Origin of the sequence: Phycisphaera sp. (assembly GCA_025916675.1) — a bacterium.
Lineage (GTDB): Bacteria > Planctomycetota > Phycisphaerae > Phycisphaerales > UBA1924 > JAHCJI01.
In genome coordinates this window covers 3,047,737-3,062,014 of the sequence record CP098402.1, presented here as the reverse complement: position 1 = coordinate 3,062,014, position 14,278 = coordinate 3,047,737, and the positions used below count along the sequence as shown (strand labels likewise).

General features: G+C 67.6%; 12 protein-coding genes. 7 read left to right on the top strand and 5 right to left on the bottom strand.

Annotation, left to right across the window (positions count from 1 at the left end):
- Position 1: 1 nt before the first annotated feature.
- The 3 genes from NCW75_13020 to NCW75_13010 are packed head-to-tail and all read right to left on the bottom strand — an operon-like array spanning position 2 to position 3,361.
- Entirely contained in the window at positions 2 to 955 is a 954-nt protein-coding gene (locus tag NCW75_13020; GenBank protein ID UYV12208.1) for a D-alanine--D-alanine ligase, read from the bottom strand.
- Entirely contained in the window at positions 952 to 1,854 is a 903-nt protein-coding gene (gene murB, locus NCW75_13015) for a UDP-N-acetylmuramate dehydrogenase (GenBank protein ID UYV12207.1), read from the bottom strand. Before murB ends, NCW75_13020 begins: the two co-directional genes overlap by 4 nt.
- A complete protein-coding gene (locus NCW75_13010) occupies positions 1,847 to 3,361 on the bottom strand; it encodes a UDP-N-acetylmuramate--L-alanine ligase (GenBank protein ID UYV12206.1) in 1,515 nt (504 codons plus the stop codon). Before NCW75_13010 ends, murB begins: the two co-directional genes overlap by 8 nt.
- 99 nt (positions 3,362 to 3,460) lie before the next feature.
- Between NCW75_13010 and NCW75_13005 the strand changes: the two genes are divergently transcribed.
- Genes NCW75_13005 through NCW75_12995 form a run of 3 tightly spaced genes read left to right on the top strand, consistent with a single transcriptional unit; the run spans position 3,461 to position 5,610 of the window.
- Entirely contained in the window at positions 3,461 to 4,555 is a 1,095-nt protein-coding gene (locus tag NCW75_13005; GenBank protein UYV12205.1) for a GDP-mannose 4,6-dehydratase, read from the top strand.
- Positions 4,556 to 4,765 carry a hypothetical protein gene (locus NCW75_13000; GenBank protein UYV12204.1) on the top strand — a complete coding sequence of 70 codons (210 nt, stop codon included), beginning with the start codon at positions 4,556 to 4,558 and terminating at the stop codon, positions 4,763 to 4,765. It begins immediately after the preceding gene.
- Between the two features lie 2 nt (positions 4,766 to 4,767).
- Positions 4,768 to 5,610: a hypothetical protein gene (locus NCW75_12995; protein ID UYV12203.1), complete on the top strand. Its 843-nt coding sequence runs from the start codon at positions 4,768 to 4,770 to the stop codon at positions 5,608 to 5,610.
- A 247-nt stretch (positions 5,611 to 5,857) separates the two neighbouring features.
- Here the strand turns inward: NCW75_12995 and NCW75_12990 are convergent, their stop codons facing one another.
- Both NCW75_12990 and NCW75_12985 read right to left on the bottom strand, forming a co-directional pair.
- Positions 5,858 to 6,304 carry a hypothetical protein gene (locus NCW75_12990; GenBank protein UYV12202.1) on the bottom strand — a complete coding sequence of 149 codons (447 nt, stop codon included), beginning with the start codon at positions 6,302 to 6,304 and terminating at the stop codon, positions 5,858 to 5,860.
- Between the two features lie 22 nt (positions 6,305 to 6,326).
- Entirely contained in the window at positions 6,327 to 6,659 is a 333-nt protein-coding gene (locus tag NCW75_12985) for a hypothetical protein (GenBank protein UYV12201.1), read from the bottom strand.
- Between the two features lie 164 nt (positions 6,660 to 6,823).
- On the opposite strand from NCW75_12985, the gene amrB reads away from it, so the two are divergent.
- From amrB to NCW75_12965, 4 genes are all read left to right on the top strand, one after another.
- Complete coding sequence (amrB, locus tag NCW75_12980; GenBank protein ID UYV12200.1) at positions 6,824 to 8,182, top strand: AmmeMemoRadiSam system protein B; 1,359 nt, start codon at positions 6,824 to 6,826, stop codon at positions 8,180 to 8,182.
- Between the two features lie 266 nt (positions 8,183 to 8,448).
- On the top strand, positions 8,449 to 10,494 hold the full coding sequence (pilM, locus tag NCW75_12975; protein UYV12199.1) for a type IV pilus assembly protein PilM: 2,046 nt from the start codon (positions 8,449 to 8,451) through the stop codon (positions 10,492 to 10,494).
- Positions 10,491 to 11,855, top strand: coding sequence for a hypothetical protein (locus NCW75_12970; protein ID UYV12198.1), 1,365 nt, complete (start codon positions 10,491 to 10,493; stop codon positions 11,853 to 11,855). Before pilM ends, NCW75_12970 begins: the two co-directional genes overlap by 4 nt.
- Positions 11,856 to 11,878: 23 nt before the next feature.
- Positions 11,879 to 13,978 (top strand): hypothetical protein, encoded by a 2,100-nt coding sequence (locus NCW75_12965; GenBank protein ID UYV12197.1) that lies wholly within the window; start codon positions 11,879 to 11,881, stop codon positions 13,976 to 13,978.
- Positions 13,979 to 14,278 lie beyond the last annotated feature (300 nt).

Below are 14,278 nucleotides of genomic sequence, written 5' to 3'. Positions count from 1 at the left end.
CTCAGGAGCGTACGGCGGCCGGGGCCGGCTGGTGCGCGCCGTGGCGGGCGATGGCGTCGTCGACCAGGGCGGCGCACAGTTCGGGCATCGCCAGCCCCGCACGGCCTGCGGCCATCGGCAGCAGCGAGTGGCTGGTGAACCCCGGCATGGTGTTGGCCTCGAGCAGTTGCGGGCCCCCGTGCTCGCCCAGCATGAAGTCGACGCGCGCCAGCATCGCGCAGCCCAGGGCCCCGGCCAGTCGCAGGGCGTCGCGTTGCATGGCGTGGCCCACGCCCTCGGGCAGCGGCGGGTCGACGACGTACCGCGTGTCGTCTCGGGTGTACTTGGCGGCGTAGTCGTACACGCCGTCGGCGGGGGTGATCTCGACGATCGGCATCGCCTCGCCCGCCACGATGCCCACGGTCAGCTCGCGGCCCTTGGTGAGCGGCTCGACCATGAACGCCGCCGATTGTCCGCCCGCCAGCGCCGAGCGGGCGACGTGCAGCGCGGCAAGCCACTGCTCCAACGTCGTGCAGATGGCCAGCCCCACGCTCGAACCTTCGTGCACGGGCTTGAGCACCAGCGGCAACGCGATGGGCGGCACGTCGTCGAGCGGATGCAAGATCGCCGATGGTCCGGTTGCGATGCCGAGCGACAGGCACACCTGCTTGGTCAACAGCTTGTCGATCGCCGCCCGTGCCGCGATCGAACCGCAGCCCGCGAACGGCCGGCCGTCGGCTTCGAGCAGCCGCTGCATGGGCCCGCCCTCGCCCCACGGCCCGTGGAGCACGGGGAACACGACATCCCCCGGCATCGCGCGCAAGCCTTCGAGCGTGAGCGCTCCGATGACTTCCCGGCGCGCGACGTAGCGACCACTCTGATTGAGTGCCTCCGTCACGGCGGCGCTGCTATTCAGGCTGACCTCGTGCTCGGCGTCGGGCCCGCCGCCGAGCACCAGCACCCGCTTCTCGCTCATGGCTGCCCCCAGATGACCACCTCGGTCTCAAGATCAACTCCGAACCGCCCACTCACGGCGTGTTGCACGCGACCGATGAGTTCGATCACGTCTGTAGCCGTCGCGCGGTCCTTGTCGACGACCATGAAGTTCGCGTGCCGCTCGCTCACGCTCGCGCCGCCGGCGGCAAGGCCCTTGCACCCGGCGCGGTCGATGAGCAATCCTGCGCCAACCCGATCACCCGCCTCGCCGATGCCGTCCATTGCTTGCGTAAGAACGGGATTCTTGAACACGCACCCCGCGCACCGCTCGCCCATCGGCTGGCTGTGCTTCTTCTCGGCCATGATGGCCTTGAACCGCTCGCGGATGTCGGTCGCATCGCCGGGGATCAGTTGGAACACAGCTTCGACCACGATGCGACCATCCAGCCCGCCGTTGCGATAGCCGGCGTTGAAGTTCGACGCTGGCTCGGTGCGCAGCTCGCCCTCGCGGTCGAGCGTCGTGACTTCCGCGAGATGGTCGAACGTGTTGCCGTACTTGCCCCCGGCGTTCATCGCCACTGCGCCACCCACCGTCGCGGGCACGCCGGCCAGCGTGTGCAAGCCATCGAGCCCGGCGCGCACGCTGTCTAAGACGAGGCGAGGCAGGTCCACGCCCGCCTGCGCGCGCACGAGGCCATCCTCGGCAATCTCGACGTCGTTGAACCGCTCCAGGCTCACCACAAGCTCGCGCACTCCACCGTCGGCCACGAGCAAGTTTGCGCCATCGCCCATGATTCTCAAATCGGGGTCGATGCGCAGGCACTGCCGCAGCTCGTCGATATTCTCGGGTCGGGCGAGGCGGTCTGCCCGGCCGCCGATGCCGAACCACGTGTCGATGGCGGCGTCCTCTTCGATTTCGAGCTTGATCACCTCAGGCATGCGCCACCGCCCGTGCGCCATCGATGAACTGCCGCGCGATCTGCCACACCGGGCCGGCACCCATGACCACGACAACGTCTCCCGGCCGGCAGTCCCGCTCCAATTGCTCGACGATGGCGGCAAACGGGTGCCGGTGGTTCGCCTGCACGCCCCGATCACGCAGCCGTTGCACCAGGTCGTCGGCGCTGACGCGCTGCCTCTCGGCCTCGCTATCGCGCACGAAGTAGATCTCGGGAACGATGACCATGTCGGCGCTGGTGAAGGCCGTGGCGAACTCGTCGAGCAGGAACCTTGTGCGAGAGTGCTGGTGGGGCTGGAACACGACAACCAGCCGCCCGCCGCTCTCCTCGGGCCTCTCGGCCAGGCGGATCGCCCGCAGCGTCGCGTCGACCTCCGTCGGGTGGTGCCCGTAATCGTCGTACACGCGCACGGTGCCGCCCTGGAGGGCCCGATCGCCCAGCACCTGGCAGCGACGCTCGAGCCCGCTGAATGCTCCGAGCGAACGTGCCACGATGGTTGGGTCACCACCGGCCACGCACGCGAGCGCAAAGGCCAGCCCCGCGTTCGCCGCATTGTGCGCGCCGGGCAGGCGTTGCCGCCAGCGCCCGATCGTGCCGTCGCGGTGCCGCACCACCATGTCGTGCGTGCGCTGGTCGTACTGGATGGCCCAGTCGGCCTCGGGGCTGAAGCCGATTGTCTGCACATTGCAGTTCAGGCCTGCAGCAATCTCGCGCCGGTGCGCGCCGTCGTGGCCGATGACCAGCACGCCGCCATCCTCCGCCGATGGCAACGCCCGCGCGAACCGGGCGAATGCCTCCACCACGGCGTCGAGGCTGCCATAGATATCCAGGTGATCGGCCTCGACGTTGTTGATGCCCGCGATGGTCGGGTGCAGGTTGTGGAACGAGCGGTTGAACTCGCACGCTTCGGCTACCAGCAAGCCGGCCCTGCCGAAGCGTGGCCCGCTGGGGATGGTCGCCGCCCCGAGCCTCGAGCCAACCCAGGGTCCGGGGTCCGCGAGCGCCCCGTGTGCCAGTTGGGGCGAAGCCGCGCCGGCGATGACCGTCGGGTCGAGCCCCGCGTCGACCATCGCCACCCCGAGCATGGCCACCGTCGTGCTCTTGCCGTGCGTGCCCGCGACGGCGAGCCCGGTATGCCCGCGCATCACCAGCCCGAGCGCTTGCGGGTAGCTCAGGATGGGCAGTCCAAGCCTGGCCGCCTCCACGAGGGCGGGGTGATCCTTGGGGATGGCCGCCGATGCCACCATCACGTGGGCAGCCTTCGCGGCGTCGTGGTCATCACCGATCGAGATGCTCAGGCCGGCGGCGACTAGCCGTTCGGTCACTGGCGTCTGTGTGGCGTCGTAGCCGGCCACCATGGCCCCCATCGAGTGCAGCAGCCGCGCCAGGGCGCTCATGCCGCTGCCGCCCACGCCCAGCATGGCCACGGCCTTGCCCTTCAGGTCGCTTGCGCGGGTGGGTGGGGTCATGTCGATCTCGCGGGGCACAATCAAGCGTATCGGAAGGTTGGCCGTCCGATCGTGAGCGTGTTGCGTGACCCCAAAAAATCCCGCTTCGCTCGGGCAAAGAGGCGGTAGGATACGGCCGTGCTGCGGTTCCCCTCAGAGCTTGTTGCCAGCGTCCGCCCCGCCTATGAGCACAGGCGGGTGGTGGTCACTGGAGGTGCCGGTTTCATCGGCAGCCATCTGGTCGATGCCCTGGTATCGCTGGGCGCCCACGTTCGGGTCATCGACGACCTCTCGAACTCCAACGCGTCCTACGTGGCCGACCTCGTCGAGCTCGAGCCCGATCGGGTGGCGTTCGTGCATGGATCCATCCTCGACCAGGCCGCCCTGGCCGACGCGTTCGTGCTGGATCACGGCGGCCGGAAGGCCGACCAGTCCGATCGCGGCCCGGTGGTTTTCCATCTGGCCGCCGTCGGTTCGGTGCCGCTCTCCATCGAGCAGCCCGGCCGGGCGTGGGATGTGAACGCCACTGGCACACTGAGGGTGCTTGAGGCCCTCCGTGCTGCTGGCGGCGGCAGGATCGTGCAATCGAGCTCCAGTTCGATTTACGGCGACAACGGGGCCACGTCGGGCGAGCCCTGCCAGGAAGACATGCCCCCCTGCCCGCTCTCGCCCTATGCCGCGAGCAAGCTGGCCGGTGAGCAACTGCTGGCCACCTGGGCACGCTGCTACGGGCTCGAGAGCATCGCCCTTCGGTACTTCAACGTCTTCGGCCCCCGCCAGCGGGCCGATTCCGCGTATGCCGCGGTGATCCCTGCTTTTGCCTCGCGGATGCTGGCTGGCAAGCCGCCGGTGATCTATGGGGACGGCCAGCAGACCCGGGACTTCACCTTTGTCGCCAACGTCGTGCAGGCGAACCTGCTGGCCGGGGCCACCAGCACCCTGCCCGACAACGCCATCGCCAACGTGGGCCTGGGCCACGCCACCAGCCTCAATCGTCTGGCCGAGCAGATGGCCGAGATCGTGGGCCAGCAGAGCGACGTGGACCCAAGCTCGATCAAGCCCCAGCACCAGCCCGCCCGCCAGGGCGAGGTCCGCCACTCGCTGGCGAGCATCGAGCGGGCCCGGGGACTTCTGGGGTACGAGCCGTTCACGTCGCTGCGCGAGGGCCTGGCCGAGACCATCCACTGGCACCGGGCCCAGATCGAGGCCGGCGCGTCGAGCGGCGGGCACTAGGTGGCCGCCTTGGGCCTGCTGCGAGACCTGCCCCTGGCGATGTACGAGCTGCCCCGCATGGCCATCGTCGCCCGCTTCCGGTTGCGCGGGCCGTACTACGCATGGCGCTGGCAGACAGCCTTCGGGCGCGGCATGCCACCGAGGGGTGAGCTCGTCCGCGGCATGATCGAGTTCGGGGCCTGGGCGAATCGCGTCAGGCGGGGGCGCTAATCGTGGCCGATCCGGTAACCATCGGGCGTGTCGTCGCCCAGGACGCCCGCGCCTGGGGCCAGCTTGGCGTGGCCTGGGGCGTGCTCGGCACCCCCGCTCCCCTCGCGGCCGAAGTGATGGCCTCCGAACCTGCACAAACCAGGCCCGCGCCCCAACCACAGGAGCCGGCATCCATGCCCAAGGCAAGCCCAGAGCCCAAGGCCCAGGTCGAGAAGAAGCCCCGAAAGGCACCCAGCGGCAGCGCCCGAGAGGTCGCCGAGCAACTGCTTGACGAGATCCTTGAGGATTACACCGCCGCCGCCCCGCACGCCAAGACGGGCACGCCCCACAGCACCATCGTCTTCGGTGAGGGCGACCCCTGCGCCCGGATCATGTTCATCGGCGAGGCACCCGGGGCCGACGAGGACCGGCTGGGCCGCCCCTTCGTGGGCCGGGCCGGGCAGAAGCTCGACCAGATGATCCTGGCCATGGGCCTGAAGCGCGAGGACGTGTACATCGCCAACGTGTTGAAAGTGCGCCCGCCCAACAACGCCACGCCCACCATCGAGGAGGCCGAGGCCAGCGCCCCCTACCTGATGCGGCAGATTGAGGCCATCAACCCCGAGGCCATCGTGTCGCTCGGCCTGCCCTCGGCCAAGCTGCTCACGGGCCAGACCCTCTCGATGCGCGAGCTGCGTGGCCAATGGTGGCCCATGGCCACACCCTCGGGCAAGAGCTTCGACGTCTTGCCGACCTACCACCCCGCCTATCTGCTGCGCAACTACACGCCCGACACCCGACGCAAGATGTGGGAGGACCTCAAGATGGTCCTCGAGCGGCTGGAACTGCCGGTGCCGGCGCGCTGAGGCGTTCCCGATCGGGGTGGGGGTTCGTCCGTATCGGGCAAGAATCTGCATAAGGGCTTGGAATAGCCATGCCATTTTTTTGATTCACCCTGCAACAGGGCATTCAATCGACGCGAATATCCTGGCGTCCGGGACAGCCCGGGCACAACCAAGACCCCCACGAGACCCGGTGATTGAGCACTCGATGTTCGTCACCGGGTTTTTCTATCGCCTGGCAGCACCGGGGTTGCAGCGTGCGTGACCGTTTTCAGCCGCCAGAGCTATCGGGCGTTGGGGCGGATTCATCGCCCTCGGGCATCTCAAAGGCGAACCGCGTGTCATCGGGCAGCAGCTCGAGTTCGGTAATCACCCAGGTCGGGGAACTCTCGCCCCACGTGACATCGAACGTAAACCGCACCGGCTGGCCGACTTCCAACGGCTGAACATCGATGCCTTCGGCGACGCGAGGGAACGACATCGGGTGGCTATTCATGCCCACGACCTCGCCCTGCCCATTCACAAAGTTCGGGATGGCCTCGTGGTGGATCTTGAACTCGCTTGCCGGGCTCTCGGGGGTGACCACCGAGTAGACGCGGCCTTGCGTGGTGTACCGCGCGTCGGGCGTTGGGTCGCTCTCACCACACGCGAACAGGCCCAGGCTAACAACAACAAGGCCCGCTGCGAGGAGCGGGCCGGTTCGGGGAGCATTCTTCATGCGCAAAGTTTAGCGGAGCAGATCAGCCCTTGGCGGGTTCGACCTTGAGGTAGCTCTCGACCGACTTCATATCGGCGGCGAGGTGGGGCACGTAGGTCATGTTGAAGGTCTCGCCCTCGCGGACCTGTCCGCCCTTGCCGCACTTCTCCCGGGCGTACCAGTCGCGGCCGCCGCGGACGTAGACCTTCATGTTCTGGCGGCGGCGGTCCTGGGCCTTGCGCAGGTGGCGTTGGATCTCGGGGTCCTGCTTCATCAGGCGGCCGATGGTGACCTTGCCCGCGCGGCTGCGCGGCACGGCGGTGATGGTGCAGGTGACTTTGGCACCGGTGTCGAGGCTGTCGATCGTGTTGGCCATGGCAAGACTTCCCAGCGGTTGAGACGAAAAGCCCCGCATCGATCGAACCCAACGGGGCTCCAGAACGGGGGCCTAGATGGTAGCTTGGTTGCCGATCGTGTCCAATCGGGCCCAACAGCCCGAGAACCGGTCGGCTTGACCCGTGCTGGGCGGTAACATTGCGCATGAGCGATCCTGCCGCCCCGACACCGCCCGCTTTCGATCCCAATGCGCCGCACCAGGCTAAGCCCAAGCTGCGTCAAATAAAGGGATTTCCCTCTCAAATCGAGGGCAAGCCCGCGATGGGCGTGGCCGACGCCCGGCAGATCAGCCGCAAGGTGGTCTTCACCTCGCCTGCGGCCCAGCAGATCCTGCCGCTGATGGACGGCACGCGGACACTCGACGAGATCGTCGACCAGGTCGGCCAGGGCTTGGAGCGCCGCAGCGTGGAACTGCTGGTCGCCCAGCTCGATGACGCGGCCCTGCTGCACGGTCCGAAGTTCGACGAGGTGTGGGACGACTTCACCCGGACCTTTGACAGCACCGACTCGCTGCCGCCGTCGAACTCGGCCGACTACGCCGAGGCGCTGGTCAAGAAGAAGTACGGCGAGGGCAACGAGCCCACCGAGGAGCAACTGGCCGAGGAGGCCCCCGAGGCGCTCCGCGAGCACCTCGACCAGCTCATCGACGAGGCCCTGAAGGACGACGAGAACCCCAGCTTCGACGCCCTGCCGCCCGGCGTGGTCGTGCCGGCCATCGACTACGCCCGCGGCGGGCTGGTCTTCGCCAAGGCTTACGGCCGGATGCGCGTGGTCGACCGCCCGGACCGGGTCATCATCCTGGGCCCCAACCACTACGGCCGCTCGTCGGGAATCGCGGGCTGCGACAAGGGCTTCCAGAGCCCCTTCGGCGAGTGCCCGCTGGACACCGAGCTGGCCGACCGTCTGCGCAAGTCCTTGGGAGACAAGCTCTTCGAGCACCGTTACGACCACGAGCGCGAGCACAGCATCGAGCTGCAGATGCCGTGGATCCAGCACGTCTTTGGGAAGGACGACGCCGGGAACTACCCCAAGGTGTTCGCGGCCCTGGTCCACGACGCGGCGGCCAATAACGGCGAGAGCTACGACGGCAACGGCGTGGCCATCCAGCCGTTCGTGGACGCCATCCGTGAAGCCCTGACGGATCTTGGCGGCACCACGCTGATCGTTTCGAGCTTCGACCTGAGCCACTTCGGCCCGATGTTCGGCGACCAGGTGCAACTGCTGGGCGATTCGCAGGAGTCCCAGCAGGCTCGCAGCAAGGTGGTCCAGCACGACCGCGATATGCTCGAGCTGCTGGCCCAGGGCAAGCCCGAGGAGATGGTGGCCGCCATGGCTTGGCAGCAGAACCCCACGCGATGGTCCTCGACCGGGCCGATCGTGGCGGGTATGGGCATTGCCGCGCCCAGCACGGCCCGCGTGCTGCACTACCAGGGGGCGATCGACCAGAACGGGCACATGCTCGTGTCGATGGTGGCCGGCGTGATCGAGTCGGCGGGCGAATAGGGGCCTTCCCCAAGCAATCTCCGAGCCGGATCGGTTTGGTCACCGGGCTGTAACGGCCCGGCGGCTTTGGGCAACTGCCCGGGCTCGGGGTCGTATGGATGGGTCGTGTGGGGCTCGCGGGCGAGGCCGATCGGCCTCTGGAGCCCGCTGGTGGAGTACGATCGGCCCCTCTGGGTCGCGGGAGCGGCCCGGCATTCGATTGGGTCGGTGGTGGCCCGGGACTCGGTTCTCTCGGTTCTTGTATCTAAGTAAGGAAGGCTTCAACCATGGCGACATCGAACGCGTGCTGGGGCATCGAGGTAGGCGCGGGCGGCATCAAGGCCGTCAAGCTGGTGCTGGACGGCGAGGGCGTGCAGGTTGCAGAGTTCGTGAACATGCCCCACAAGCGGGTGCTGTCCACGCCCGAGCTCAACCAGGACGACGCGACCCGATTGGCGCTGGGCGCCTTTGTCAATCAGTACGACCTGAGCAAGGCGCGCATCGCCGTCAGCGTGCCGGGGCACGCGGCGTTCGCCCGCTTCGCTAAGCTGCCGCCGGTCGAGCCCAAGCAGATCCCCAAGATCGTGCGTTTCGAGGCCGAGCAGCAGATCCCCTTCTCGCTCGACGAGGTGGAGTGGGACTTCCAGACCTTCCGCTCGCCCGACTCGCCCGACGTCGAGGTGGGCATCTTCGCGTCGACCAAGGAGCGCATCCGCCAACAGCTCCAACTCTACGACGACTTCGGCATCGTGCCCGACATCGTGACGCTCAGCCCGATCGCCGCGTACAACGCGCTGGCGTACGACCTGGTGTTCGACGAGCGCACGCCCGGCACGGTGATCGTCGACGTGGGCACGACGTCCACCGATCTGATCATCGCCGAGGCCGGCCGCGTGTGGGTGCGCACCTTCCCGCTTGGTGGAAACAACTTCACGCAAGAGATCGTCGACAAGTTCAGCGTGAGCTATCCCAAGGCCGAGAAGATCAAGCGCGAGGTGCACAAGAGCAAGAGCGCCCGGCACGTGCTGCAGGCGCTGCGGCCGATCTTCAGCGATCTGGGCCAGGAGATCCAGCGTTCGATCGGCTATTACCAGTCGCTGCACAGCGACTCGGACCTGCAACGCGTGATCGGCGTCGGTGCCACGTTCGAGCTGCAGGGCATCCGCAAGGCGCTCCAGCAGCAGGTGCAGCTGACGGTCTACACGGTCGAAGAGTTCAAGCGTGCCAAGTTTGACGGCGTTGATGAGGCAACCCTGGGCGAGAACGCGGGGCAGTTGATGACCGCGTACGGGCTGGCGCTCCAGGGGCTGGAGTTCACCACCCTCGAGGCCAACCTGATGCCGGCCGCCGTGGTGCGCGAGGCAGTGTGGCGCCGCAAGACACCGTGGTTCGCCGCTGCCGCAGCGCTGGGCCTGGTGGCCGGTGGTGCGATGTTTATCCGCCCGTTCCTCGACCAGGCCGCCGTTGACGCGGAGACGCAACCGCCGATCATCCAGCAGGTGCTCACCAGTGGCGAGGCCCTGAAGAACGACGCCTCGGATGTCACGGGCTCGCAGCTCGTTGATCGCACGCTCTCGAACCTGGTCGAACTGGCCGAGAATCGCGACGTGTACGCCAACATCGTGAACGACCTGGGCCTCATGCTCGAGCGCGCTGACATGGTGGCCGGGGGCGATGCGAGCGCCACGGGCGATTCGCCCGCGGTACACGTGCAGACGTTCACGACCGAGTACGCCGGCCCGGCCGACCCGAACGTCGACCCCTACGCCGAAGGCAGGTCGAGCGGTAACGAAGATCGACCCGAGAAGCCGCAGATCACGATCAAGCTCGTGGGCTGGACCGACCAACCCAACGCCAACGAGTTCATCGTGAACTCGTTGGACAAGTGGCTGCGCAGCAACCAGGAACGCTCGGGCGTGCCGTACAAGCTGCTGCCCGACACCGTGGATTGGGGCGTGACCCAGCAGTTCGGCTCGACGGCCGCCGCTGACGGGGAACCCGAGGGCGGCGCCGTGGCGCCCCCGCCCGGTCGCGGGGCCGAACGCCCAGACCGCGGGGGCAACCCAAGGGGGCCGAGCCGCACGCGCAGCCGTCCTGGTGCCGCGCAGCCGGGCGTCACCACCACGGGTGAATCACCCGATGATGCCCCCTTGCCCACCGGCATGCCGCGAGACACTGGTATGCGCACGCTTCCCGGCGGGTTGTCGGATCTCATCAACACGTACCCGATCCCGCGGCCCGATCGGAACATCCCGGCGGGCCAGACGCGGTCGTTCTTCCAGATGACCTGGGTGGTCGAGCTGGTCGACGAGCAGGAAGGTGGCAACCAATGAAGAACATGATGGCATTCATCAAGAAGCGCTGGCCGCTGATCGTGAGCATCGTGGTCATCCTCGTTGCGCTGCCCGTTGCCTGGGTGATGAGCAACAAGCTCAATACCCAGCTGAAGGAACGGCAGGAGAACGCGGCCAATGGGCTGTACACCCGCCTCGACGGGCTGAAGGTGACATACGAGCTGCCCGCGCCCGTCGAGGGCATGGAGCCGGTGCAAGAGAGCGGCGTGATGCCGCATCCCAGGCTCACCGAGTTCTTCCGCGAGCAGCAGCAGATCCAGGACGGCCGCCTGACCGAGGCGACCCAGGACATCATCACGTTCAACAGCAAGAACCGCGGCGTGCTGGTCGAGGGACTCTTCCCCAAGCAGCCCGAGGACAACTCCGAAGCGCAGTTGCTCCGCCTGAGCATGCAGAACCAGTTGATCCCCGGCGAAGACGGCACGTCGGCCTACGGGAAGCTGCTGGCCAGCATCAACGCGACCACGCCGCCCGACCCCCAGAGCGTGCTGGACCAGCTCAACGACACCGCCGCGCGCCTGCGCGAGCGTGACCAGGCCCAGACCGGCGCCGCCGAGATGGATCCCGAAGAGCTCGAGATCATGAGCCAGGAGCTCACCGCCCAGCGTGTGAGCCTGTACGCCCGGCCCGCGCAGGAGCACTCGATCTACCTCTCGCTCGACGAATTCCCCGAGGGCTCGCCCTTCCGGGTGGCGCCGGCCTTCCCGAGGCAGGCGTTGTCGAACACGCCCAACCACGGCCTGACGTTCCTGTGGCAGCTCGATTACTGGCTGGCGCAGGACATCATCGGCTTCCTCGGCCAGGCGAACACGCGCGACGGCGACCTGCTGCCGATCGTCGACGCACCCATCAAGCGCGTGCTCGAGATCGAGGGCCAGCCCCTCAGGCTCAACCGCACCGCGGGCCGGGGCGAGTACGACGACGCGATCGACATGGGGCCCGACCCGGCATCGCAGGTGTACCAGCCGCGGTATTTTGCTTCGCCCTCGGGCCGCGAGGCCGACTGGCTCAACCAGCTCTATGACATCCGCCGCGTGAAGATGGCGCTCGTGGCCGATTCGGCCCGCATCCCGCGGATCATCGATGCGGCGGCCGAGCACAACCTGATCACGGTGGTCGATCTCGACATCCAGCCTATCGACGTGTGGGCCGATCTCGAGCAGGGCTATTACTACGGCAAGGACCACGTCGTGCGTCTGGACATCGAACTGGAATTGATCTATCTGCGTGCGTGGACGGCGCCGCTGATGCCCAACATCATCCGCCAGGAACTCGGGTTGCAACCGCATCCCGAGCCCGAGGAAGACATGGGCTTTGGTGAAGACCCGGGGATCGGCTAAGGGCCGTCGAAAAGGAGCATGCCATGAAACTCAAGGGTGTTGGCTTTTTTGAGGCCCATATCGAGAAGCTGTTGCTGGGCCTGATGGTGGCTGTTGCCGCCGGCGTGGTGGTGATGCAGTTCGCGACCAATCCGAATCAGGTGATGGTGCGCAATCAAGAGCTGCCACCAGCCCGTGCGTACGACCCTGTCGAGCGCCGCGCACGCGAACTGGACGGACAGATGAGCGCGACCACCGTGACGCTGCCGCCGGTGAAGGACCGCACCGAAGCGCTCGCCGGCGTGGAAGCCCGCGTGATGGGTGGCGTGTCTCCGCGGCCACAGATCATCGCGATGGGCGCGCCCGCCGAGATCGACGACGCCTTGCTGGAAGGGCAGGCCGACGACGCCGAGTACGCCGTTGTCACACCGCCGCCACCGAGCCGCCCGGTCGTCGCGTCGACCGCCGGCACGCTCGACCCCAGCCTGCTGGCCGAGTCCGAAGAGGGAACTCGCAACGAGGAATTGGCCGCCATCGTCGGCCCGTCCCAGCCGTTCGACATCGCGGCCGTGAGCGTTGAGGTGACCTACGACGGCGCCGAGCTCAACGACCTGTACCGAACCGCTGGCGACGGTGACATCCGCGCGCTCCCGTTCAACTGGGTCAACTCGATCGAGGCGTTCGGCCTCCAGCTCGAGCGACAGGAGCGCCAGGCCGATGGGTCGTGGGGCGGCTCCACGCTCATCAACAGCATGCCGGGCTTCAAGGCCGAGTTCGAGTGGCTGCAGGAGGACGCGGAAGCGGACGCCCTGGGCCGCGACCAGCTCGCGTCGGCCGCCCGCATCGCGTTCGAGGAGGCGTACAACTATCGCCGCCCGCTGCCGCTGCCGATGATCGCCGGCCCGCAATGGAAGCCGCCGACCATCCTAAAGCAGGAGATGGCCGCCCAAGGCGGAGCCGACAAGCAGGATCGGGCCAACCAACTGAACCGCCAGCGTGCATCGGTGATGCGCCGCCTGGAAGGGATCCGGGACCAGATCGAAGAGGCCTCGAGGGGCCGGGGAGGCGACCAGGGTGGACGCGGCCCGCGCGGTCCTCGTCAGGGTGATCCCGAAGATCAACCCGAAGGCCGCCAGACCCAGCGGCTGCGTCAGCAGGAGTCCCAGCTCGAAACCCAGATCGCCGAGTTCGACGCCGAGATGGTCGAGCTTGGCTACGACCCCGAGACCGGTGCCCCAATCGAGGTGGCCGGTTTCGAGGACACGACCGAGGACGCCCGCCTGCTGGAAGACAGCGATGCTCGCCTGTGGGCCCACGACGTCACGGCCGAGCCGGGCAAGGCCTACCGCTACCGCGCACGCCTGGTCATCAACAACCCGATGTTCGGCCGCGAGCCCGTGCTGCTCGAGGCCCAGCGTCCGCTGGCGGCCTCGCCGATCGTGTTCAGCGAGCCCTCCGAGTGGAGCGATCCGGTGGTCGTGGCGCCGAAGACGGCGTTCTTCCTGACCAGCGCCAGCGACGGCCGCGGCGGGGCGCTCGGCCCCAGCGAGCCCAGCGCCAGCATCGAGGTGTACACCTTCTATTACGGCTATTACCGCCGGAGCACCCTGACCCTGCGGCCCGGCGACCTCGTGTCGACCCAGGCCGACATGCCCGACGACCTGCGGCTACCCCTGCTGGCGATGGGGCCCGAGGGCGATGCCGACCCCGGTGCCGGCCGCCCCGGCGGTGTGATCGGTGCAGAGCCCGGTGGGCGTCTGGGAGACGGCGGCCAGGGCGACGATGCCGGCCAGGGTGAGCCCGTGCCCGACAAGGTGCCCGCCATTATGGGTGTGTATCTGGTGGACGTGACCACCGAGCCCACGCAGGCCGAGGGGCTCGGCGACCGCACGAGTCGGGCCGTGGCATACTTCTCGCAGCTCGATGATGCCGGCCTGATGCGTCGGGTGGCAACCGAAGATCGGCAGGGCGTGCTGTACCAGATGCTGTCCCGGTCTGCCGACGAGGGCCGCAACCAGGGCCAAGCCCGCGAATCTTTGGAGCGTCCTGCGGTTCGAGATCCAGAAGAAGGCCGGCGGCCCACGAGCCCCACTGGCCCCAGTGGTGGTGGTAAGGGCGGTGGCGGTGGCGGTGGTGGTGGCTAACGCCCGTCGAACCCCGATTCTCTCAAGCTGACACACTCCCGACCGGCCAGATTCTGGCCGGTTTTTTTGATGCCCTAGATTGACGACAGCCCGGGGGCTGTTATCATCTCTACCGCTCTGGACGGCCCACAAGCCGCTCAGAGGGGACCGGTCTCGAGGGGCGGATGCCCCGAACGGACCAAGGCTCTTTGACAACCGGCACGGATCAAAACGTCGTCCCGCACACATGGGCACGGTGGAAGGCAACGCCGATCGGGCAACCGTGAAGCGGAGTTTGAAACGGTGTGTTGTGGCGTGTGG

Coding starts and splice junctions, on each gene's coding strand:
- NCW75_12990 (UYV12202.1), bottom strand. CDS start 6,304: ATGAAGAATGCTCCCCGAACCGGCCCGCTCCTCGCAGCGGGCCTTGTT.
- NCW75_12970 (UYV12198.1), top strand. CDS start 10,491: ATGAAGAACATGATGGCATTCATCAAGAAGCGCTGGCCGCTGATCGTG.
- amrB (UYV12200.1), top strand. CDS start 6,824: ATGAGCGATCCTGCCGCCCCGACACCGCCCGCTTTCGATCCCAATGCG.
- pilM (UYV12199.1), top strand. CDS start 8,449: ATGGCGACATCGAACGCGTGCTGGGGCATCGAGGTAGGCGCGGGCGGC.
- NCW75_12985 (UYV12201.1), bottom strand. CDS start 6,659: ATGGCCAACACGATCGACAGCCTCGACACCGGTGCCAAAGTCACCTGC.
- NCW75_12965 (UYV12197.1), top strand. CDS start 11,879: ATGAAACTCAAGGGTGTTGGCTTTTTTGAGGCCCATATCGAGAAGCTG.
- NCW75_13020 (UYV12208.1), bottom strand. CDS start 955: ATGAGCGAGAAGCGGGTGCTGGTGCTCGGCGGCGGGCCCGACGCCGAG.
- murB (UYV12207.1), bottom strand. CDS start 1,854: ATGCCTGAGGTGATCAAGCTCGAAATCGAAGAGGACGCCGCCATCGAC.